General features: G+C 73.3%; 23 protein-coding genes. 9 read left to right on the top strand and 14 right to left on the bottom strand.

What is annotated here, in order from left to right; translation table 11 throughout:
* Positions 1–78: 78 nt before the first annotated feature.
* A complete protein-coding gene (locus tag FB388_RS31060; protein ID WP_142105775.1) occupies positions 79–1269 on the bottom strand; it encodes an ABC transporter permease in 1191 nt (396 codons plus the stop codon).
* Positions 1266–2183 carry an ABC transporter ATP-binding protein gene (locus FB388_RS31055; RefSeq protein ID WP_142105773.1) on the bottom strand — a complete coding sequence of 306 codons (918 nt, stop codon included), beginning with the start codon at positions 2181–2183 and terminating at the stop codon, positions 1266–1268. Before FB388_RS31055 ends, FB388_RS31060 begins: the two co-directional genes overlap by 4 nt.
* Positions 2184–2260: 77 nt before the next feature.
* On the opposite strand from FB388_RS31055, the gene FB388_RS31050 reads away from it, so the two are divergent.
* Positions 2261–3598: an MFS transporter gene (locus tag FB388_RS31050; protein ID WP_246122547.1), complete on the top strand. Its 1338-nt coding sequence runs from the start codon at positions 2261–2263 to the stop codon at positions 3596–3598.
* A gap of 87 nt (positions 3599–3685) precedes the next feature.
* Here the strand turns inward: FB388_RS31050 and FB388_RS31045 are convergent, their stop codons facing one another.
* The 5 genes from FB388_RS31045 to FB388_RS31025 all read right to left on the bottom strand — a co-directional run bounded on the left by FB388_RS31045 (position 3686) and on the right by FB388_RS31025 (position 8567).
* The gene (locus FB388_RS31045) at positions 3686–4720 is read right to left on the bottom strand and encodes a gamma-glutamylcyclotransferase family protein (protein ID WP_211362288.1); all 1035 of its coding nucleotides are present in this window, start codon (positions 4718–4720) and stop codon (positions 3686–3688) included.
* Positions 4721–4781: 61 nt separating this feature from the next.
* Positions 4782–5675, bottom strand: a complete 894-nt coding sequence (locus FB388_RS31040) for a metal ABC transporter permease (protein ID WP_142105768.1) — start codon at positions 5673–5675, stop codon at positions 4782–4784.
* 15 nt (positions 5676–5690) lie between these two features.
* The gene (locus FB388_RS31035) at positions 5691–6875 is read right to left on the bottom strand and encodes a metal ABC transporter permease (RefSeq protein WP_142105766.1); all 1185 of its coding nucleotides are present in this window, start codon (positions 6873–6875) and stop codon (positions 5691–5693) included.
* Complete coding sequence (locus tag FB388_RS31030) at positions 6863–7612, bottom strand: metal ABC transporter ATP-binding protein (RefSeq protein ID WP_142105764.1); 750 nt, start codon at positions 7610–7612, stop codon at positions 6863–6865. The genes FB388_RS31035 and FB388_RS31030 overlap by 13 nt, the downstream gene beginning before the upstream one ends.
* Before the next feature lie 4 nt (positions 7613–7616).
* A complete protein-coding gene (locus FB388_RS31025; protein WP_142105762.1) occupies positions 7617–8567 on the bottom strand; it encodes a metal ABC transporter solute-binding protein, Zn/Mn family in 951 nt (316 codons plus the stop codon).
* A 93-nt stretch (positions 8568–8660) separates the two neighbouring features.
* Here FB388_RS31025 and FB388_RS31020 point away from each other — a divergent pair, with 93 nt between their 5' ends.
* Positions 8661–9815, top strand: coding sequence for an MFS transporter (locus FB388_RS31020; protein ID WP_246122545.1), 1155 nt, complete (start codon positions 8661–8663; stop codon positions 9813–9815).
* Positions 9816–9935: 120 nt separating this feature from the next.
* Complete coding sequence (locus FB388_RS31015) at positions 9936–10346, top strand: nuclear transport factor 2 family protein (RefSeq protein WP_142105757.1); 411 nt, start codon at positions 9936–9938, stop codon at positions 10344–10346.
* Positions 10347–10396: 50 nt separating this feature from the next.
* Here the strand turns inward: FB388_RS31015 and FB388_RS31010 are convergent, their stop codons facing one another.
* Both FB388_RS31010 and FB388_RS31005 read right to left on the bottom strand, forming a co-directional pair.
* Positions 10397–11023: an MBL fold metallo-hydrolase gene (locus tag FB388_RS31010; protein ID WP_142105755.1), complete on the bottom strand. Its 627-nt coding sequence runs from the start codon at positions 11021–11023 to the stop codon at positions 10397–10399.
* A complete protein-coding gene (locus FB388_RS31005) occupies positions 11020–12105 on the bottom strand; it encodes an S-(hydroxymethyl)mycothiol dehydrogenase (RefSeq protein ID WP_142105753.1) in 1086 nt (361 codons plus the stop codon). The genes FB388_RS31010 and FB388_RS31005 overlap by 4 nt, the downstream gene beginning before the upstream one ends.
* Positions 12106–12181: 76 nt before the next feature.
* Here FB388_RS31005 and FB388_RS31000 point away from each other — a divergent pair, with 76 nt between their 5' ends.
* Entirely contained in the window at positions 12182–12946 is a 765-nt protein-coding gene (locus FB388_RS31000) for an enoyl-CoA hydratase/isomerase family protein (RefSeq protein ID WP_170225897.1), read from the top strand.
* Here the strand turns inward: FB388_RS31000 and FB388_RS30995 are convergent.
* Positions 12933–13505 carry a TetR/AcrR family transcriptional regulator gene (locus tag FB388_RS30995; RefSeq protein ID WP_142105749.1) on the bottom strand — a complete coding sequence of 191 codons (573 nt, stop codon included), beginning with the start codon at positions 13503–13505 and terminating at the stop codon, positions 12933–12935. The two genes, FB388_RS31000 and FB388_RS30995, sit on opposite strands and share 14 nt — an antisense overlap.
* Before the next feature lie 53 nt (positions 13506–13558).
* On the opposite strand from FB388_RS30995, the gene FB388_RS30990 reads away from it, so the two are divergent.
* Genes FB388_RS30990 through FB388_RS30980 form a run of 3 tightly spaced genes read left to right on the top strand, consistent with a single transcriptional unit; the run spans position 13559 to position 15908 of the window.
* Positions 13559–14533 (top strand): DUF2867 domain-containing protein, encoded by a 975-nt coding sequence (locus FB388_RS30990; protein WP_142105747.1) that lies wholly within the window; start codon positions 13559–13561, stop codon positions 14531–14533.
* Complete coding sequence (locus FB388_RS30985) at positions 14530–14925, top strand: DUF3224 domain-containing protein (protein ID WP_142105745.1); 396 nt, start codon at positions 14530–14532, stop codon at positions 14923–14925. The genes FB388_RS30990 and FB388_RS30985 overlap by 4 nt, the downstream gene beginning before the upstream one ends.
* Before the next feature lie 50 nt (positions 14926–14975).
* Positions 14976–15908, top strand: a complete 933-nt coding sequence (locus FB388_RS30980) for a phosphotransferase family protein (RefSeq protein ID WP_142105743.1) — start codon at positions 14976–14978, stop codon at positions 15906–15908.
* 15 nt (positions 15909–15923) lie between these two features.
* Here the strand turns inward: FB388_RS30980 and FB388_RS30975 are convergent, their stop codons facing one another.
* Positions 15924–16607 (bottom strand): TetR/AcrR family transcriptional regulator, encoded by a 684-nt coding sequence (locus FB388_RS30975; protein ID WP_142105740.1) that lies wholly within the window; start codon positions 16605–16607, stop codon positions 15924–15926.
* 132 nt (positions 16608–16739) lie between these two features.
* Between FB388_RS30975 and FB388_RS30970 the strand changes: the two genes are divergently transcribed.
* Complete coding sequence (locus tag FB388_RS30970) at positions 16740–17669, top strand: NAD-dependent epimerase/dehydratase family protein (RefSeq protein WP_142105738.1); 930 nt, start codon at positions 16740–16742, stop codon at positions 17667–17669.
* 13 nt (positions 17670–17682) lie between these two features.
* On the opposite strand, the gene FB388_RS30965 is transcribed toward FB388_RS30970, so the two are convergent.
* Genes FB388_RS30965 through FB388_RS30955 form a run of 3 tightly spaced genes read right to left on the bottom strand, consistent with a single transcriptional unit; the run spans position 17683 to position 19652 of the window.
* A complete protein-coding gene (locus FB388_RS30965) occupies positions 17683–18105 on the bottom strand; it encodes an acyl-CoA thioesterase (RefSeq protein ID WP_142105736.1) in 423 nt (140 codons plus the stop codon).
* Positions 18102–18905: an alpha/beta hydrolase gene (locus FB388_RS30960; protein WP_142105733.1), complete on the bottom strand. Its 804-nt coding sequence runs from the start codon at positions 18903–18905 to the stop codon at positions 18102–18104. The genes FB388_RS30965 and FB388_RS30960 overlap by 4 nt, the downstream gene beginning before the upstream one ends.
* Before the next feature lie 15 nt (positions 18906–18920).
* Positions 18921–19652: a MerR family transcriptional regulator gene (locus FB388_RS30955; RefSeq protein WP_142105731.1), complete on the bottom strand. Its 732-nt coding sequence runs from the start codon at positions 19650–19652 to the stop codon at positions 18921–18923.
* A 100-nt stretch (positions 19653–19752) separates the two neighbouring features.
* Between FB388_RS30955 and FB388_RS30950 the strand changes: the two genes are divergently transcribed.
* On the top strand, positions 19753–20967 hold the full coding sequence (locus tag FB388_RS30950) for an acetyl-CoA C-acetyltransferase (RefSeq protein WP_142106424.1): 1215 nt from the start codon (positions 19753–19755) through the stop codon (positions 20965–20967).
* The last annotated feature ends 148 nt before the right edge of the window (positions 20968–21115 follow it).

Raw genomic sequence — 21115 nt, 5'->3', positions numbered from 1 at the left:
GCGCCTGCTGCGCAGCCCGCTGACGAAGCCGCGCCCCGTCGCCCGTCGCCGCGGCCGCGTCCGGCGCCGACGCCCTGATCAGGACGGCTTGCCGGCCAGCGCCTCGCGGAGGCTGACGCGGGCGCCGGTGCGCAGTACCGAGTTCCGGTACACGCGCCCGGCGACCCGCACGACCACCACGATGGCGGCCGCGGCGAGCCCCGCCGCCACCAGCACCTCCCACAGCGGGGCCACGCCGAGGGCGTAGCGCGCCGGCATGACGGTCTGGGAGAAGAACGGCACGAACGACAGCACGGTGGCGAGGCCGTTGCGCGGGTCGCTCGGCAGCAGGTTCAGGGTGAGGACGAACGGGATCAGCAGCAGGAAGATCATCGGCGCCACCACCGACTGCAGCTCCTCCTGCCGCGACACCGTGGAGCCGACGGCGGCGTACAGCGAGGCGTAGAGGAAGAAGCCGAGCAGGTACCAGAGCACGACCATCGCGAACATGCCGAGCGCGGCGCCCGGCAGCACCAGCAGCCCGGCGGCGGCCGCGCCCACACCCGCGATCGCGCTGAGGATCACCAGCTGGAGCAGGCCCACCGCGCCGAGCCCGAGGACCTTGCCGGCCAGCAGCTGCCACGGCGTGATCGTGGCGAGCAGCAGCTCCACCACCCGGCTCTGCTTCTCCTCGACCACGCCGGTTGCCACCAGGCTGCCGTACTGGCTGATCGAGAAGAACAGCAGGAGCGTGCCGACGAAGGCGACCGCGAGCCGCTGCCCGTTCCCGGTGTCGGCCGGTTCCAGCGTGCTGACGGCGAGCGCGGAGGCGTTCGCGAACTGCGTGAGGTCGACACCGGCGCCCGTGAGCGCGGCGGAGACCGCCTGCTGCTCGACCGCGTCCTGCACGATCGCCTGCAGGCTCCCGTCGACGGAGTCGAGGCCGACCAGCTCGTACGCGCCGGGCGCGCCCGTGAGCAGGGCGTCGAGGCCGCCGCTGCGCACCAGCGCGCGGCCCGCGGCGTCGTCGACCTCGCGGACGGCGAGCTCGGCGCCCTGCAGGTGTGCGGTCTGCTCGAGAACCGGCCGGATGCGCTCGGCCTGCGGAGTGATCCCGAGCGCGTGGCTCGAGGTCTGACCGCTGATGTAGGTGCCGAGCAGGAACATCCCACCGAAGAAGACGAGCGTGATCACGATCCCGATCACGAAGCTGCGCGAGCGGACCTGCGTGCCGAGCTCGCGGCGCGCCACGAGCAGGACGGCGGTGCTGGCGGGCAGCGGCGCGCTCATGCCACCGCCTCCGGCTGCTCCGGACCGGCCTGCACGACGTCGCGGTACAGCTCGGTGAGCGGCGGGCGCCACCGCCGGAACTCGTGCACCGGTCCGGCGGCGAGCGCCGCGCGCAGCACGTCCTGGTCGTCGGTGCCGGTGGCGAGGCGCAGGCGCGTGTGGCAGGCGCCGTCGTCATCGAGCACCTCGACGCCCGGCAGGGAGGCCGCCCAGCCGGCCGGTGGCCCCTCGACGTCGATGACGGCGGCGCCGCCGCCGCGTTCCCGCAGGTCGGCGACGCTGCCCACGGCGACCATGCGCCCACCGGCGATGATCCCGATCCGGTCGCACAGTCGCTCCACGAGGTCGAGCTGGTGGCTGGAGAAGATCACCGGCACGCCGGCGTCGGCCTTGTCGCGCAGCACGCTGCTCATCACCTCGACCGCGGTGGGGTCGAGGCCGGAGAACGGCTCGTCGAGCACGAGCACCTCCGGGTCGTGCACGAGCGCGGCGCACAGCTGCACCCGCTGCTGGTTGCCGAGGGAGAGCTTCTGCACCTCGTCGCCGAGCCGGGATGCGACGCCGAGCCGCTCCGTCCACCGCGCGACGGCGGCTGCGGCGAGCGCTCCGGGGAGGCCGTGCAGCCGGGCCAGATAGCGCAGCTGGTCACCGACCCGCATGCGGGGGTAGAGCCCCCGCTCCTCGGGCATGTAGCCGATGCGTCGGCGGAGGTCGGCGTCCACGGCGCGGCCCTTCCACCGCACGTCGCCCGCGTCGGCGGTGAGCACCCCGAGCACGATGCGCATCGTCGTGGTCTTACCGGCGCCGTTGCTGCCGACGAACCCGAAGACCTCGCCCGGCTCGACGGTGAACGAGACGTCGTCGAGCGCCTGCCGCGTCCCGAACCGCTTGCTGATCCGTGCGATGTCCAGCACGAACCGGACAGTAGTGCCAGCTGTTGCGGGTCCTGATGACCGCTCCTAGCGTCGGCGAGCGGCAGAAAGGACGGCACATGACGACGCCGGAGAGCCAGCAGGCCCACGAGGTCGACGAGCGCACGGTCCGAAAGGCGGTCGGCGCCGCCGCCATGGGGAACCTGGTCGAGTGGTTCGACTACGGCATCTACAGCTACGTCGCGATCTACATCGCGATGAGCTTCTTCCCGGGCGGTGACTCGGGCTCGAACGTCGCGCTGACGTTCGCCCTCTTCGCGGTCGCCTACCTGGTGCGCCCCCTCGGCGGCACGATCCTCGGCCCGCTGGGTGACCGGATCGGGCGCAAGCGCGTGCTCGCGCTGACGATCGTGGTGATGTCGGCGGCGAGCTTCGCGATCGGGCTCCTCCCGACGTTCGGGGCGGTGGGGTGGCTCGCGCCGATCCTGCTCGTCGTCGCGCGGCTGGTGCAGGGCTTCGCCACGGGCGGCGAGTACGGCGGTGCCGCCGCCTTCATCGCCGAGTACGCGCCCGACAAGAGGCGCGGCTTCTACTGCAGCTTCCTCGAGTTCGGCACGACGGGCGGCTTCGTCCTCGCGGCGGGGCTGGTGACGGTCCTTCAGCTCGGCCTGTCCCCTGATGCGATGGCGTCGTGGGGCTGGCGGATCCCGTTCCTGATCGCCGGTCCGCTCGGGCTGGTGGGGCTCTACCTGCGGAGCAGGCTCGAGGACACGCCCGCGTTCCGGGAGCTGGAGGAGCGGCACCAGGTGTCGGAGTCGCCGCTCAAGGACACCCTCGTGCACCACTGGCGGCCGGTGCTGGTCTGCATGGGGCTGGTGCTGTTCTACAACGTGGCCGTCTACACGATCCTCTTCTACATGCCGACCTACCTGCAGACCACGCTCGGTCTCGGGGAGACCGAGGCGTTGCTCTACATCCTCGGCATGATGCTGATGATCATGTTCGTGATCATCCCGGTGGGCGCGCTGTCGGACCGGATCGGCCGCAAGCCGCTGATCGTGACGGCGTGCATCGGGTTCATCGTGCTCGGCTACCCCTCCTTCATGCTGCTCGCGCTCGGCACGGTGCTCGGAACGGTGGCCGGCCTGGTCATCCTCGGGCTGCTGCTGGTGCTGCTGCTCGGCACCATGTCGGCCACGCTGCCCGCGCTCTTCGCCACGGACGTCCGGTACGGCGGCTTCTCGATCGGCTACAACCTGTCGACCTCGATCTTCGGCGGGACGGCGCCGTTCGTCCTGGAGACCCTCGTGATCAGCACCGGCAACAACGCGATGCCCGGGATCTACCTCGTCGTCGCCTCCGTGATCTCGCTGGCCGCGGTGATCGCGGTGACGGAGAGCGCGCGGAAGCCGTTGCCGGGAACCTCCGCGGCGGTGCTGCGGGCGCAGCCGGCCTAAGAATGTATTTGAGAAGCGCGGAGCGGGCCGCCCGGGGCAGCCGGATCCTGCTGGATCACAGGCGCTTGCGGCCCACATGCGCGCTTCTCAAATACATTCTCGCCACCCGGCGGGAAGGGGCCGGAGCCCGTCGAACGGGTCTGCCCACACGTAGCTCCAGCAGATGGTGCCGTCGGCCGCCACGACCCGTTCGCGGCGGTACTGCCCGCCCTCGTACTCGTCGAGGACGGGCAGGAGTGCCGCCGGGTCGCGCACCGGAACCAGCCAGCCGGGCGCGCGGTCCGCGGTGCCGCGGCGCAGGGCCGGGTAGCCGAGGCCGGTGTCGTACACCGAGCCGACGACGGTCGCGCGCCGGGGATCGCCTGCCGCGTGCGGCGCCACCAGCGACCAGGAGGGCTGGCCCGGCTGCAGGAGCCCGTAGACGAACAGGGCCGCAGGCCACTCGTCGCCGTGCGGCATGCCGGCCACCGTCGGTGCGTCGAGGCCGTCGTCGCCCGGCTCGCCGGTGAGCCCGCGCGCCGCTTCCTGCGTCAGGTCGGCGCACCGTACCGGTGCCCCGTCCACGAGCAGGGGGCGGCGGATCGCGCCGTGCCCGACGTAGCACCACGGCTCCGGGATCCGGACGCCGTCGGCCATGTGCACCTCGCCGGTGCGCAGCCGGGCCAGCCGGAAGCGTTCGTCGCGGCCCTCGCAGCGGTCCAGCACCGCTATCTGCTCGCTCGTCGCGAGCCAGACGACGTGCTCCTCGACCACTCCGGGTGCGGCGGCGAGCACCGCGGGCCGCTGGCTGTCGCGCCTGCGCAGCCCGCTCGCCCAGACGGCCGCGACGTCGCGGGTGCGCACCCGCAGCGCCACCACCGGGTCCTCACCCATCCCGAGGGCCCTGCGCAGCCAGGTGATCTTGCTCGGACAGCGGTTGGAGCCGTAGGCGAGCAGGGGAACGCGCTGGGAGCAGGGCACCGCGCCGTGGGCGGCCAGCCAGTCGTCGACGGGAGTGTCCGCCACCGTCCAGCTGTCCGTGTGGAGTACGTGCGACTCCTCGTCGACGTGCGCGAACGAGAAGTCCGGGACGACGCCGGGATAGGGATCGGCGGGGAAGTCGGCGTCGGGGAGCGGTGCCACCCGATCAGGGTGCCGCGACCAGCGGCGCCCGTGCACCCCGACTTCGCTCACGCGCGACGCGTCAACGGAGAAGGGGCGCGTCGGCCACGGCTCGGCGCCGGCGCCACCGGCGGGTGAGCAGGCCGTGGCGGGGCGAGAGGAGGAGCGCCAGTACGAAGCAGGCCGTGCAGACCAGGCCCATCGCGCCCGCGATCGAGCTGTCCATGGGCAGCGCGACGGCGTACCCGGCGGCCGCGCCCACCCATCCGACCGCGATCGCGAGCGCCACCATGACCACGAGCCGGTCGGTGAGCAGGTACGCGGTGGCGGCGGGCACGATCAGCAGCGTCACCACGAGGATCGCGCCGACGGCGTCGAACGCGGCCACCGCGGTGACGGCCGCCGCCACCAGCAGCAGGCGGGAGAGCAGCCGCGGGCGGAGCCGGACGGTGGCGCCGAACTGCGGGTCGAACGTGGTGGCCTTGAGCTCCTTCCAGAGCAGCCCGACGAGCAGCAGGTTGAACAGCACCACCCCGCCGAGCACCAGGCCGGACCGCGCGACGTCGTAGCCGCCGAGCCGGACCGTGTCGAACGGCACGAACGCGATCTCGCCGTAGATCGTGGAGTCCAGGTCGAGGTGGATCCCGGCGGCGTAGCGGGTGACGCCGAGGACCCCGAGCGAGAACAGAGCGGGGAAGACCAGCGCGATCGCCGCGTCGGACGCGACGAGGCCGGTGGCCCGCAGCGAGTCGATGCCGAGCACGCAGAGCACCGCGAACGCCGCAGCACCGACGATCACCGGAAGCGGGGCGCGGGTCTGGGCCACCAGCCAGACGGCGACGATCCCCGGCAGCACCGCGTGGCTCACCGCGTCCGACAGCAGCGCCATCCGCCGCAGCACGAGGAACGGCCCGAGCAGCCCGCACGCCGTGGCCACCAGCCCGGCGATGAGGACGATGAGGATCCCGTCAGGCATCGGCGACCTCGCAGATCATCGCGGAGCTCCTGCCGCGAGGGCGCGGAGCTGGGCGACCGCGTCGTCGCCGAGGCTGCCGCGCAGGTCGGTGGGGTCGGGTTCGCGCGCGTCGGGCAGCCGGATCGAAGGGCCGTGCTCGAGCCACGCCGTCCACAGCGCCCTGCGCTCGGCCGTTTCGGCGGCCGCGGCCCGCCCGGCGGCGGTGAGCGTGCCGTCGGCGGCGAGCAGCCCACGGCGGCGCAGGCCGGCGCGGACCAGCCGGTCCCGCAGACCGCTCACGGGCGCGTCCGGCTGGGTGAGCACGGCGTCGCGACGCACGGTGCGCCGCCGCGCCGCGAGCCGCCGGGCCTGCCACAGCACGCCGCGACCGGGTGCCAGCAGCAGCGCCGCGACGGCCACGGTGAAGCCGGTGAGGACGACCACCGGCCCGGTGGGCAGCTGCCCACGGGTGGCCGTGAGCGCGCCCGTGACACCGACGGCCGCCCCGATCAGCCCGGCGAGCACGAGGACGCGCGGGAAGCGGTCGGCGAGCTGGCGGGCGGTGACCGTCGGCACCACGAGCATCGCGACCATGAGGATGGCGCCGACCACCCGCACCCCGATCACGACCGCCACGACGAGCAGCGCCGTCATGACCGTCTCGAGGGCCCGCACCGGGAGCCCGATCGCGCCCGCGTAGGCGGGGTCGAACAGGGTGGTGGTGAGCGCGCGTCGCAGCACCCCGACGACGAGCAACGCCGACGCGGCGAGCCCGGCCATCACCGCGACGTCGCGTTCCAGTAGTCCCGCGGCCTGCCCGAACAGGTAGTTCTCCAGGCCGGCCTGGTCGGCGTCGGAGCTGTTGGACAGGTGCGTGAGCAGCACGACGCCGAACGCGAAGAACCCCGACAGGACCACGCCGATGGCCGCATCGGGCCGGATCCGGCTCGCCCGTTCGATGCCCACCATGAGCAGCGCGGCCACCAGGCCCGCGATCGCGGCACCGAGCAACAGGCCGGGAACGTCCTTCACGCCCGCGACGAGGAACGCGACGCAGACGCCCGGCAGGGTGGCGTGCGCGACGGCGTCACCGACCAGGCTGCGGCGGCGCAGCACGGCGAACGCGCCGAGCACCCCGCTCGTGATGCCGAGTACGAGCGCGCCCGCGATCACGACCGCGTCGGTGTACGGCAGGCCCAGCAATGCGACTAGCCCGTCCACGTCACGTCCGCCCCGTACGCCGCGCGCACCGCGTCGGTGGTGAGCACGTCCGCGGTGGGCCCACAACCCAGCACGCGCACGTTGAGCAGCAGCGTCCAGTCGAACGCAGCGCGCACCTGGGCCATGTCGTGGTGGACGACCACCACCGAGCCGCCCGCGTCGCGCAGCTCGCCCAGCAGCCGGAGCAGGTCCTCCTGGGTGCGGGCGTCGATCCCGGCGAACGGCTCGTCCATGACGAGCACCGGTGCCCGCTGCGCGAGCGCGCGGGCCAGGAAGACCCGCTGGCGCTGACCGCCGGACAGCTGCCCGATCTGACGCTTCCCGAAGCCCGCCATCCCGACCCGCTCCAGGCACTCCGCGGCGATCGCCCGATCGGCCCGGCCGAGGCGGCGGAACCAGCCGGCCGACCGGTAGCGGCCCATCTCGACGACCTCGCGGACGGTGATCGGGAAGTCCCAGTCCACCGACTCCGCCTGCGGCACGTACGCCACGCGGTCGAGCGCGCCGGTCCCCTCGACGCCGTCGATCAGCACGCGCCCTGCGTCGGCGGGGACGAGGCCCAGCGCGGCTTTCAGGAGCGTCGACTTGCCCGCCCCGTTCGGCCCGACGATCGCCGAGAGGTGCCCGGCGGGGAACGCGCAGTCGACCTCCCAGAGCACGGGCGCCGAGCGGTAGGACACCGTCAGCCCGCGCACCTCCAGCGCACTGGCGGTCCGGGTCTCGGTCGACATGAGCATCGCGTCATCCCCTCTCGTCGGTCAGCCCGGCCGCGATCCGGTCGGCGTTGGCCCGCAACATCCCGATGTAGGTGCCCTCGGGGGTGCCGGGGTTCCCCGCGGCGTCGGTGAAGAGCTCCCCGCCGACGTGGATCCGTGCGCCCTGCTGGGCGGCCGCCGCGAGCAGGGCGTCGATCGTCTGGCGGGGCACGCTCGACTCGATGAAGACGGCCGGGACCTCGCGCTCTGCCACGAGCCGCGCCACCCGCTCGACGTCGGTGGTGGTGGCCTCGGCCGCGGTGGAGATGCCCTGGATGCCCGCGACGTCGAGCCGGTAGCGGCGACCGAAGTAGCTGAACGCGTCGTGCGACGTGACGAGCACGCGCCTGCGGGGCGGGATCGCCGCGAGCCGCCGTTCGATCTCTGCGTCCAGGGCGGCCAGCTCGGCGAGGTACGTGTCGAGCCGGGCGCGGTAGCCGTCGGCGTGCTGCGGGTCGCGCTCGACGAGCGCGGCGGCGATCGTCTCGCTGACACATGCCCACAGCGAGACGTCGAACCAGATGTGCGGGTCGTACTCCGTGGTGGTGTCGGGAGGAGCGAGCAGCTGCTCGCGGGGGATCCCGTCCGTGACGGCGGTGGTGGGCTGCCGCTCGGCGAGCTCGTGGAGCAGCTCGCCCATGCGGCCCTCCAGGTGCAGCCCGCAGTAGAGGATCACGTCGGCGCCGCGCAGGGCCTGCACGTCACCCGCGCTGGCCCGGTACAGGTGCGGGTCGACCCCCGGTCCCATCAGGCCGGTGACCTCCACGCGGTCGCCGCCGATCCGGCCGACGGTGTCGGTGAGGAAGTTGGTGGTCGTCGTCACGCGGATCCGCCGGTCGCCGATCGGCTCCGTGGCGGACGGCGGCGCGGCCACGCAGCCGGAGAGGGTGAGCAGACCGGCCGCGACCAGCACGGACCGCCGTCCCACCTTCGGCATTAGCCACCTCTAATTCAACGGTGAGCCACGACTAATGATCCACGATAGCGTATGCGCCGGACTACCCGGAAGTGTGAGACCTACGCTCGGGGTGTGGTCTCGACCAGCACACCTGCCGGCATCACCGGCGGGCCGTTCCGGTTCATGCTCGGCGCCACCGTGCTCTGCTTCAGCGGGTACGCGCTGCTGCTCCCGGTCGTGCCGCTCTGGGCGGAGCGCGGCGGATCGGGAGCGCTGGGCTCGGGTGCCACCACCGCGATGCTGATGGCGACCACCGTCGCCACCCAGCTCGCGGTGCCGTGGCTGCTCGTGCGAATCGGCCACCGCTGGGTGCTCGCGGCCGGGTCGGTGCTGCTCGGCGCCCCGGCGCCCTTCCTCGCCCTCTCGGCCGACCTCGCGCCCGTGCTCGCGCTCTCCGCGCTGCGCGGCATCGGGTTCGGGCTGGCGACGGTGGCCGGGAGCGCGTTGGTCGCGGAACTCGTGCCGCGCGCCCAGCACGGCCGTGCGGCCGGCCGGTACGGCCTCGCGGTCGGGGTGCCCCAGCTCGTGCTGCTCGCGGTCGGGGTGGCCGCGGTCGAGCGGTTCGGCTTCACCGCGGTGTTCGTCGTGGCGGGGGTCGTCCCGGTGCTGGGCGCGCTGCTCGTGCCGGCGATCCGGATGCCGGGTGCTCCCGCAGCGACCCTGACCCGTCCACGCCCGCGGCCGGCAACCCGCTCGGCGCTCGCCCCGGTGGTCGCGATGGTCACCTGCTCGATCGCGCAGGGCGGCCTGATCACCTTCCTCCCGCTCGCCGTGCCCGATGCCGGGCTGCTCGTGCCCGGAGCCCTGCTGGCGACGGCGGCGGGGGCGTTGTTCGGCCGGCTGGCGGCGGGCGAGCTGGTGGACCGCCGCGGCTGGGGAGGCAGGCTGCTCGTCCCGGGGATGCTGCTCGCCGCGGCCGGGATGGGAGCCGAGGTCGCCGGCGGCGGCGCCCTGGTCGTGATCGGGGCGGTCGCCGTCGGCTTCGGCTTCGGCCTGGTGCAGAACGACTCCCTCACCGTGCTGTTCGCCGCATTCGGCAGCAGCGGCTACGGCGCCGCGAGCGCGCTGTGGAACATCGCCTACGACGCCGGCACCGGCGTGGGCGCCCTCGGCCTCGGGGCGGTGGCGGAGCCCTTCGGCTACCCGGCGGCGTTCGGGGTCGCGGCGGTGGTGCTGTGTGCCGGGGTGGCGCTGACCTGGATCAAGCCCCGGCAGCCGGCTCGATAGCCGTCGACCGGCGGCCGAGATGCGCGCGATCCGCTCCTGGGCTGAACGGCGGTGTCCTTCCCGAGCGACCGGGACTACGGTCGCCGCTCCCCGCGACGGGGACGACCGAGGAGGATCGCGATGGCGGACAACGCTGCGCTCGTGCAGGAGGCGTACGACGGATTCGCCAAGGGGGACGTCGGTCCGCTCGTCGCCATCCTCGACGATGACGTCGAATGGAACGAGGCCGAGCACTTCATCTACTGGCCCGGCGGCCCGTTCCGGGGAGTACAGGCCGTGCTGGAAGGCGTGATCGGGCCACTCACGCGGGACCTCGACGGCTTCCGGATCGACGTCGACCGGATCTCTGCCGCGGGCGACACGGTGCTCGCCGAGGCCCGCTACCGGGCGACGGCCAAGGCGACCGGGAAGGCCCTGGACGCCATGGTCGCCCACGTCTGGGACTTCCGGCAGGGCAAGGTCGTCAGGTTCCAGCAGTACACCGACACCTGGCAGTGGACCCAGGTGGCGGGCATCGAGCCGCAGCAGTAGCCAGACCCGGCGGCCGGACCCGCTCCGCCGGAGTGCTGGGTGCCACGAGGTCAGTGACCCCGCGTGATCCACTCCTCCAGGTGCGGCAGCTCCGCCCCGATCGTCGTCTGGTCGCCGTGGCCCGTGCGGACCACCGTGTCGCCGGGCAGCGTGAGCAGGCGTCCGCGGATCGAGTCGATGATCGTGTCGAACGACGAGAACGAGCGGCCGGTGGCGCCGGGCCCGCCCTGGAACAGGGTGTCGCCGGTGAAGACCGTGCCCAGGTCGGCGGCGTGCAGGCTGCACGAGCCGGGGGAGTGGCCGGGGGTGTGCAGCACCCGCAGCGCCACCCCGCCCGCGGTGAGCGTCTCGCCGTCGGCCAGCTCGGCGTCGGGCTTGCGGTCGGGGTGGGTCATCTCCCACAGCGGAGCCTCGGCCGGGTGCAGCAGGATCGGTGCGCCGAAGCGGTCGGCGAGCTCGGGCGCGGCGCCCACGTGGTCGTTGTGGCCGTGGGTGCACACCACGGCCACCACCCGGCGGTCGCCGACGGCCGCGGCGATCGCGTCGGCGTCGTGGGCGGCGTCGACGACGAGCACCTCGCGCTCGTCGCCGACGATCCACACGTTGTTGTCGACGTCCCAGGTGCCACCGTCGAGCGAGAACGTGCCGGAGGTGACGACCCGGTCGACCGGGCTCACAGGACCACCACCGATCGCAGCACCTCGCCCTTGTGCATCTTCTCGAACGCGGCCTCGACGTCGTCCAGCCCGATCGTCTCGCTGACGAACTTCTCCAGCGGCAGCCTGCCCTGCAGGTGCAGGTCGACGAGCATGGGGAAGTCGCGCGACGGCAGGCAGTCGCCGTACCAGGACGACTTGAGCGAGCCGCCGCGGCCGAACACGTCGATCAGGGGCAGCTCGACCATCATGTCCGGCGTGGGCACGCCGACGAGCACGACGGTGCCGGCGAGGTCGCGGGCGTAGAAGGCCTGCTTGTAGGTCTCCGGCCGGCCGACCGCCTCGACGACGACGTTCGCGCCGTTGCCGTCGGTGAGCGCCTGCACGCCCTCGACGACGTCCTGGGCTCGAGAGTTGATGGTGTGGGTGGCGCCGAACTCCTTCGCCCAGGTGAGCTTCCGGTCGTCCACGTCGATCGCGATGATCGTGGACGCGCCGGCGAGCCGGGCGCCCGCGATCGCCGCGTTGCCCACGCCGCCGCAGCCGATCACGGCGATCGAGTCGCCACGGCCCACCTTGCCGGTGTTGATGGCCGCGCCGATCCCGGCCATGACGCCGCAGCCGAGCAGCCCGGCGACCTCCGGCTTGACCTCGGGGTTCACCTTCGTGCACTGACCGGCGTGGACGAGGGTCTTCTCGATGAACGCGCCGATGCCGAGCGCGGGCGACAGCTCCTGGCCCGACTCGAGCGTCATCTTCTGCGCGGCGTTGTGCGTGGAGAAGCAGTACCAGGGCTCGCCGCGGCGGCACGCGCGGCAGGTTCCGTCGACGGCGCGCCAGTTGAGGATGACGAAGTCCCCCGGCGCCACGTCCGTGACGCCCTCGCCGACGGTCTCGACGACCCCCGCGGCCTCGTGCCCGAGCAGGAACGGGAACTCGTCGTTGATCCCGCCCTCGCGGTAGTGCAGGTCGGTGTGGCAGACCCCGCAGGCCTGCACCTTCACGACCGCCTCACCGGGCCCCGGGTCCGGCACGATCACCGTCTCCAGCGAGACCGGCTCGCCCTTCTTGTGCGCGACGACCCCGCGGACCTGCTGTGGCATGGCTCCCTCACCTCGTCGTACGGATGCACTCATGCGCAGCCTGCCACGTGGCGGGTGCGCCGGTAGGTTCGAAGGCGTGCTGGAACGCGATGACGTCGAAGTCGAGGGTGTTCCGGTCGCGGTGCTGCGGATGGCGCACGGCCCGGTCAACGCCATGGACCTCGAGCTGTGCCGGGCACTCGCCGACCGCTTCCGCGAGCTGGTGGCCGATCCCGCCCGTGCCGTCGTCGTCACCGGATCGGACCGCGCCTTCTCGGCAGGTGTCGACCTCAAGCGCTGCGCCGCGGGCGGCGACCCGTACGTCGAGAAGTTCATCCCGGCGTTGGTCGACGCGTTCCGGGCGGCGTTCGAGCTGCCGAAGCCGCTCGTCGCGGCGGTCAACGGGCACGCGATCGCCGGTGGCTGCGTGCTCGCGGCGTGCGCCGACGTCGTGCTGATGGCCGAGGGTGCCGCGCGGATCGGGGTGCCCGAGATCCGGGTGGGGGTGCCGTTCCCGCGCATCGTGCTGGAGATCCTGGGCGTCGCGGTGGGAGACCGGGCCGCGCGCGAGCTCGTGATGGGTGCGCGGACGTACCTCCCGGAGCGGGCCGTGCAGCTCGGGCTGGTCCACGAGATCGTCCCCGCAGGCGAGCTGGGGGCACGAGCCGCGGCCGAGGCGGCCGCGCTGGCGCGCGACGTCCCGCCCGACACCTTCGCCACCACCAAGGGGCAGCTCCGTCGCGTCGCGCTGGAGCGGACCGACCGCTACGCCGACGAGGAGGAGCCCGTTACGACGCTGTGGAAGCGCCACATCGCCGACGGGTGGGTCACCAGGTACCTGGAGTCCGTCACCGGGCGGTGAGCGTCGCGATCACCGTGTCGACGTAGGCGGGAACCTGGTCGCCTGCAGGCGCGGCGTCCGGGGTGGCGTGCGCGAGCTGCGCGTGGCCGAGGTACGCCGTGTAGGCGAGCAGGCTCCGCTGCCGGGCCTCGTCGGGCGGGAAGCCGAGCTCGCGGAACATCCCGGCCAGGTAGTCGAGGCGGCGGGTGGTGATCCGGGCCAGCACCGGAGCGACCAGCGGGTGGTCCGCGCTGGGCTGAAGGGCGAGCTCGACGCCCGACCCCGGCTGCTCGATGCCTGTGCCGAGGGCGACTGCGAGCAGTTTGCGCAGCCTCCGGAGCATGTCCGGCTCCGTCTCGACCAGCGCGATCACGTCGTCGGTCTCGGCGCGCTCCCACTCGAGCAGTGCGGCTTCCAGCAGCGCGTCCCGGCTGTCGAAGTGCCAGTAGAAGCTGCCCTTGGTGGTGCCGAGCGACGCCGCTATCGGCTCCACGGCCACGGCGGCGACCCCGCCGCGGGCCAGCGCCGCGAGCGCGGCGGACGTCCAGTCGCCCGCCGTCAGACGCTTCCGCACCGGCATCGCCGTACGGTACCGTACGGAAGTTCCATACGGATGCGTACGGAGGTGGCCTCGTGGTCCGGAACGTTCACGAGCGGATCGTTCCCGCCCCGATCGAACGGGTCGGCCCGCTGCTCGACCGGATCGGCGGGCCACACGACGTGCTCTGGCCGACGCCCGGGTGGCAGCCGATGGTGCTGGACGGGCCGCCGCGCGTCGGGGCGGCAGGCGGGCACGGCGGGATCCGCTACCGCGTCACCGGGTACGTGCCGGGTCGCAGGATCGAGTTCGCCTTCGCACCGGAGACGGCGTTCCGCGGGCGCCACACCTTCACGGCCGACTCCGCCGGACCGGACCGCACGCTGCTGCGCCACGTCATCGACGGCAGGCTCGCCGGCCCGGCCCGGCTGGCGTGGCCGCTCGCCATCCGCTGGGCGCACGACGCGGTGCTGGAGGAGCTGTTCGACAACGCGGAGCGCGCGGTCGGGGCCGAGCCGGCGCGCCCGGCCCGGCGGTCGGCCTACGTGCGGCTGTTGCGGGTCTTCGAGGTGCCGCGCTCGACCACCACCGCCCCGCCGCGCACGCCGTTGATCGCCGGCGCGCTCCCGCACGTCCACTGGACGGATGCCTACGCCGTCCACACGCTTCCCGGGATGCCGGGCGACCCGCAGGTGTGGGCGGACGCCCTGTTCCGCGACCCACCGCGCTGGGTGCTCGGCGCGCTCGGGCTGCGCGAGCAGCTCGTCGGCCTCGTCGGCATCGAGCGGAGTGGCGCCGGTGCCTTCGACACGCTCGCGCGCACCGAGGACGAGGTCCTGCTCGGTGCGGACTCCGACCACCTCGACTTCCGGGCGTCGGTGCGGTGCGAGCCCGACCGCGTCGTGCTGACCACGGTCGTCCAACTGCACAACCGGCGCGGCCGGGCCTACTCGGCACTGGTGCGGCTGGTGCACCCCACCATCGTGCGCGCGATGCTGAACCGCGCCGCCCGCCGGCTGTCGGGTTCGTCCAAGACCCCGGTCGAGCAGGCGCCGACGATGGGGCCATGACGACGACCACCGGCCGCTTCGACCTCACCAGTTGGGCCGAGGATGCCTACGACGACGCCGACGGCGCCCGGCTCCTGAAGGTGCAGAACACCAAGACGTTCGAGGGCGGGATCTCCGGCACCAGCTCGACGGAGCTCCTGCAGGCGATCGCGGGCGACGGCGGCGCGGCCTACGTGGGGATGGAGCGGGTCGCGGGGGAGATCGACGGGCGGAAGGGCACGTTCGTGTTGCGGCACTCGGCGTCGATGACGGCGGACGGGGGCGGTGACATGCGGGTGGACGTCGTGCCCGGCTCCGCCACCGGCGACCTCGCCGGGCTCACCGGGGAGCTGACGATCACGATGACCCCGGAGCGCGAGCACTCCTACTCGTTCGCGTACTCGTTGCCCTGACCGCCGGAAACCGGTGGACCGGGGCCGCCGGGATGCGGTGGTCTGGGCGCATGCCGAACGGAGGGGGAGCCCGGCTGGGCATCGACGAGATCCCGGTGCGCGTGCGGGCAGCGATCGAGGAGATCCTCGGCTCGCCCGTCGTCGCCGCCGACTCGCAGCCGGGTGGGTTCTCGCCCGGCCTCGCCGCCCGCCTGGTGCTGGCCGACGGCCGGCGGGCGTTCGCCAAGGCCGTCGGCGTCGAGCGCAACCCCGACGCCCCCGGGTTCCACCGGCGGGAGATCGAGGTGCTCGGTGCCCTGCCGCCGGACCTGCCCGTGCCGCGCCTGCTCGGCAGCTACGACGACGGCAGCTGGGTGGCGCTCGTCGTCGAGGACGTGGCCGGGGAGGCGCCCGCGGAGCCGTGGCGCGCGGACGAGCTGGCGCGGGTCGTCGAGGCCATGGCGAAGCTCGCCGACCGGCTCACGCCGAGCCCGATCGAGGTCCGGCCGGTCGCGACGTTCGACGAGGAGCTGTTCCGCGGCTGGCGGACGCTCGCGGCGAACCCGGTCGCCGCCGCCCCGCTCGGCCCCGCCGTGTGCGCCCGGCTCGACGAGCTCGCCGGCATCGAGGAGGGCTGGACCGCCGCCGCGGCGGGGGATTCGCTGGTGCACACCGACCTGCGCGCCGACAACATCCTGCTGACCCCGCACGGGGTGGTGTTCGTCGACTGGCCGCACGCCCGGATCGGTGCGCCGTGGCTCGACCTGCTGTTCATGCTGCCGAGCGTCGCCGCGACCGGGACCGATCCCGGGGAGGTCTGGGCGGCGTACCCGCCTGCGCGGGCGGCCGACCCGGACGCGGTCACGGCCGTTCTCGTCGCGCAGACGGGATTCTTCCTGTACCACTCGCTGCTGCCGCCGCCCCCGAACCTGGAACGGGTGCGGGAGTTCCAGCGGGTGCAGGGCGAGGCGGCGATGCGCTGGGTCGAAGCCCGGCTGCGCTGATTCCACTCGGGCCGATCAGGGCAGGCCGGCGAGGTCGGCCATCGTCTGCATCTGGTGGTCGAAGTGGGCGGCCGGGTCCTCGAACATCTCCGCCAGCCGGCCGAACACCTCGAAGCCGACCAGGCCGAACAGCTGGCTCCACGCGGCGAGCCCGGCGAGCAGGGCGCTGTCGGCGGGGCGGGCGTCGGCGGGGGGACCGGGCGCCTGCGCGACGAGGCGGTCGAGGTCCGCGTGCAGCGCCGGGGCGACCGGCACGTCCGCCGCTTCGGCCTCGGCGGTAACCCGGATCAGCGCCACGACCACCCGTGACGCGGGCGGCGTGGTGTCCGGCGGCGCGGTGTAGCCGGGCACCGGGGTGCCGTAGAGCAGCGCGTACTCGGCGGGGTGCTCCAGCGCCCAGCGGCGCACGGCCCGGCAGAGCGCCATCCACCGGCCCCGCAGGTCGGACGGATCCACGGCTGCCTCGGCTGCCTCCGCAGCCGCGCCGAGCTCGTCGTACGCGTCGGTGATCAGTGCTGTGAGCAGGGCGTCGCGGCCGTCGAAGTAGCGGTAGAGCGCGGACGGAACCATCTCGAGGTCGCGCGCCACGGCCCGGAGCGTCAGTGCGGGGCCGTCGGTCGCCAGGCGGCGGCGGGCGGCCCCCTTGATCTCCTCCACGAGCTCGGCGCGCACGCGGGCGCGCAGGGACGGGGCGGGCACGCTGTGAGACTCCCACAGAACGAGATCGGGCGCACGGAAGGAGAACGCTGTTCTTGAGATGTCGTGCCCGGTGCGCTAGCGTGCATTCGAGAACAGTGTTCTCGAATCGGAACTAGATTCTGGGGGTGGGTCGTGGCGTTGCACGTGGTCGTCGGAGCCGGTGCCGTGGGGGTGGCGACGGCGCGGCTGCTCGCCGTCCGCGGTGACCAGGTTCGGCTCGTCAGCCGGCGGGGCACCGGGCCGGAACACCCCTCGGTGGAGCGGGTGGCCGCGGACGCCACCGACTCCGCCGCCCTCGCCCGCCTCACGCACGGCGCGGTGGCCATCTACAACTGCGCCGCACCTCCGTACCACCGCTGGACGAGCGAATGGCCGCCGCTGGCTGCGGCGCTGCTCGACACGGCCGAGGCAACCGGCGCCGTCCTCGTCTCGGCCGGGAACCTCTACCTCTACGGCCCGGTTGACGGCCCGCTCACCGAGGACCTGCCCGCGCGCCCTGCCGGGCCGAAGGCGCGGGTGCGGGCCCGGATGTGGCAGGACGCGCTCGCCAGGCACGAGGCAGGCCGGATCCGCACGGCCGACGTGCGGGCGTCCGATCACGTCGGCGCCGGGAGCCAGTCCCTGCTCACGGCGGCGGTGCTGCCGCGGGTGCTCGCCGGCAGGCGGGCGAGCGTGCCTGCGGACCTCGACGCTCCGCGCACCTGGACCGCCGTCGGCGACGTCGCCCGCACCATCGTCGCCGTCGCGGACGACGAGCGGGCCTGGGGCCGGGCGTGGCACGTGCCGAGCGTGGCGCCGCTGTCCGTCCGGGAGGTCGTCACCCGTGCGTGCGCGCTCGCCGACGCCCCGCCGCCGCGGCTCTCGACAATGCCCGCGCCCGTCCTGTGGCTCGGCGGGCTGGCGAACCCGCTGGTCCGCGAGCTGCGGGAGACGCAGTACCAGTTCCGGAAGCCGTTCGTCATGGACTCGTCGGCCGCGACGGCGGCCCTGGGTGTCACCCCGACGCCGATCGAGGAGAGCCTCGCGGAGACGGTCCACGGACTGACGCCGGCGCGCCGCTGATGCGTGTGCTGCCTCAGTCGGCGCGCAGCGGCGCCGGGTCGCCGAGCACGTCGGCGATGAGCTCGGGGATCTCGCGCTTGCCCGAGCCGTCCGCCGCGATCAGCACGTAGACCGTGCGGCCCGAGCAGGTGACCTCGTGCCCGTCGCGACGCACCTCGAAGTCCAGGGCGAAGCTGGTGCGCCCGATGCGGGCGGTCGACACGGCCACCTCCGCCGTGTCCTGCCAGCGCAGCCCCGATCGCCAGTCGATCTCCGAGCGCACCAGCTGCACGTCGTAGCCCGCCTCGATCATCTTCGCGTAGGGCAACCCGCGCGCCGTGAGGAAGGCGGACATGGCCTCGTCGAAGTAGGTGAGGTACCAGGCGTTGAACACGACGCCCTGCGCGTCCACCTCCATGTACCGGACGGTGAGGGGGAAGGTGAGGACGTCGCTCATGCGCCGATCGCCCGGGTGATGAAGGTCGTGACGTCCGACAGGACCTCGTCCTTGTTGGTCTCGTTGAAGATCTCGTGCCGGGCGTCGGGGTAGGTCTTCTCCTCGAAGACGACGCCGCGCAGGGAGTCGATGCCCTCGCGGGTGCCGTCGATCGGGACGAGCCGGTCGTCCTCGCCGTGCACCCAGAGGGTGGGGAGCGCGCCGAGCGGGCCGTCGGCGCGGATGCGGTCGAGGCAGGCGACGATCGCCTCGAGGGTGGCGCGCTGGAAGCGGCCGTGCCACACCAGCGGGTCGTCGGCGTAGGCCTTGCCCACCGCCGGGTCGCGGGAGAGGGTGTCGGGATCGATCGGGGTGTCCGGGATCTCGGCCGGGGCGAGCAGGCCTGCGGCGGCGTCCCAGCGGCCGAGCACGGGCCCGGACAGCACGAGGGCGGCCAGCTCGTGGCCGTAGCGCTGGGCGTAGCGCGCCGCGATCATCCCGCCCATCGAGTGCCCGACCAGCACCGTGGGCAGCTTCGGGTCGCGGACCCGGGTGGCGAGCTCGTGGAAGTCGCTGATCACGGTCTCGAAGTCGGTGATCAGCACCCGCTCGCCGGCGCTCCTGCCGTGGCCGACGTGGTCGACGCCGTGCACGACGGCGCCCCGGCGCACGAGCGCGTCGGCGACGTGCTCGTACCGGCCGATGTGCTCGCCGTAGCCGTGGCAGAGCAGCGCGGTGAAGCGCGCGCCCGCTCGGGGCCAGGTGCGGGCGGTGAGCTCACCCGCGTGCCCCTTGAAGGTCCACTCCCGCGATTCGGGCACCTCGTCCTCCTTGTGTCAGTCGCCGAGGCGTTCGCGGATCGTCCGGTTGACCGCCCGCCCGAACGCCGTGACCAGCCCGAGCACCGTCACCGGCTTGAGCTGGGACAGCGCCGCCGCCAGGCGGTCCCGCTCGTCGGCGCGGCGGCCGCGCTCGCGGTAGGGCTGCAGCACCTCGTCCTGGAACATCTCCATCAGTTCCTCGGCGAGCGCCGTTGTGTGTTTCTCGATGAGCCCGTGTGCGCGGCGCCACACGTCGGTCGGTAGGTCCGAGTCGATCACGGCGAGCGCGCTGCCGAGCGTGCCGGCGCCGTGCAGCTGGAGGCGGCCGTCGGGCAGCGGGGTGACGGCGCCGAGGTCGCACAGCGACTCGAGGTCCTCGTCGGACAGGCTGCGGCCGGCGCGTCTCTCCAGCTCGGCCCGGTCGACCTCCTCGATCTCCTCCGGCACCCACGGCGTGAGCAGCGCGCGGTGCAGCGCCAGCTCGGCGTGGCCGGCCTGCGGGGGGAGGCGTTCGAGGTGGCTCTCGATCGCAGCGAGGGTGAAGCCGAGCGCGGACAGCTCGCTGACCAGCGCCAACCGGGCGAGGTGGTCCGAACCGTACAGCCCGGTGCGGCCCCGCAGCTGCGGCGGCGGGAGCAGCCCGCGGGCGGCGTAGTACCGGATGTTGCGGACCGTGATGCCGGAGCGCTCGGCGAGCTGGTCGATCGTGAGGAGCTCGCCCCGGTCGGGTAGGGATGGCGCCGCCATGCGCGGCAGGTTACGGCACCGCTTGACCTATGTGACAGCACTGCTGTAACAAAGCGGGAGATCCCACTCGGTCGTCGAGGAAGAGGTTCCCATGGCAGAGATGCCCGAGGCGTACGTCTACGACGCCATCCGCACGCCTCGCGGCCGGGGCAAGGCCTCCGGCTCGCTGTACGAGGTGAAGCCGGTGTCGCTCGTGGTCGGCCTCATCCACGAGCTGCGCGCCCGCTACCCGGAGCTCGACCCCGCCGCGATCGACGACGTCGTGCTCGGCGTCGTCTCCCCGATCGGCGACCAGGGCGGTGACATCGCCAAGACCGCCGCCATCCTCGGGGGCCTGCCGGACACCACCGCCGGCGTGCAGCACAACCGGTTCTGCGCCTCCGGCCTCGACGCGGTGAACAGCGCCGCCCACCAGGTGCGCGCGGGCATGGCCGACTTCGTGCTCGCAGGCGGCGTCGAGAGCATGTCCCGGGTGCCGATGGGCTCCGACGGGGGCGCGTGGGCGATGGACCCGGAGACCTCCTACGAGACCGGCTTCGTGCCGCAGGGCATCGGCGCCGACCTCATCGCCACCCTCGAGGGCTGGAGCCGCGACGACGTCGACGCGTACGCGCTCGAGTCGCAGACCCGCGCCGCGAAGGCATGGGCCAACGGCTACTTCGCGCGCTCGGTCGTCCCGGTGAAGGACCGCAACGGGATCGTGGTGCTCGACCGCGACGAGCACGTGCGCGCAGGCACCACCCTCGACGCGCTCGGCGGGCTGCAGCCGTCCTTCGAGATGATCGGCGACCAGGGCGGCTTCGACGCCGTGGCCCTGCAGCGCTACCACTGGGTCGAGAAGATCGACCACGTCCACACGGCGGGCAACTCGTCCGGCATCGTCGACGGCGCCGCGCTCGTGCTGATCGGCACCGAGGCCGCGGGCAAGGCCGCCGGGCTCACCCCACGCGCCCGGATCGTGTCGACGGCGCTGTCCGGCTCCGACCCGACGATCATGCTGACCGGCCCGGCGCCCGCCACCCGCAAGGCACTGGCGCGGGCGGGGATGACGGCCGACCAGATCGACCTGTTCGAGATGAACGAGGCCTTCGCCGCCGTCGTGCTGCGCTTCATGAAGGACATGGGCGTGCCGCACGAGAAGGTCAACGTCAACGGGGGCGCGATCGCCATGGGCCACCCGCTCGGCGCCACCGGCGCCATGATCCTCGGCACCCTCATCGACGAGCTCGAACGCCGCGACCAGCGCTTCGGCGTCGCCACATTGTGCGTCGGCGGCGGCATGGGCATCGCAACAGTCGTCGAACGCCTCTCCTGACCGATATTCCATACGTGCCTTGCGAAGCGGTGCGGGTAGCGGAACCTCAGACGCCTTCTCGCTCCGGGATCGCCTCCTCATGAATGCCAATTCACCACGTCGGCGCTGTCCTCGCGAGAAGGCGCCTGAGAATTCGGCTGCAGAGCGC

The sequence above is a fragment of the Pseudonocardia cypriaca genome (genome assembly GCF_006717045.1).
GTDB classification, from domain to species: Bacteria; Actinomycetota; Actinomycetes; order Mycobacteriales; family Pseudonocardiaceae; genus Pseudonocardia; species Pseudonocardia cypriaca.
This window is presented reverse-complemented; position numbering and strand designations above follow the sequence as displayed.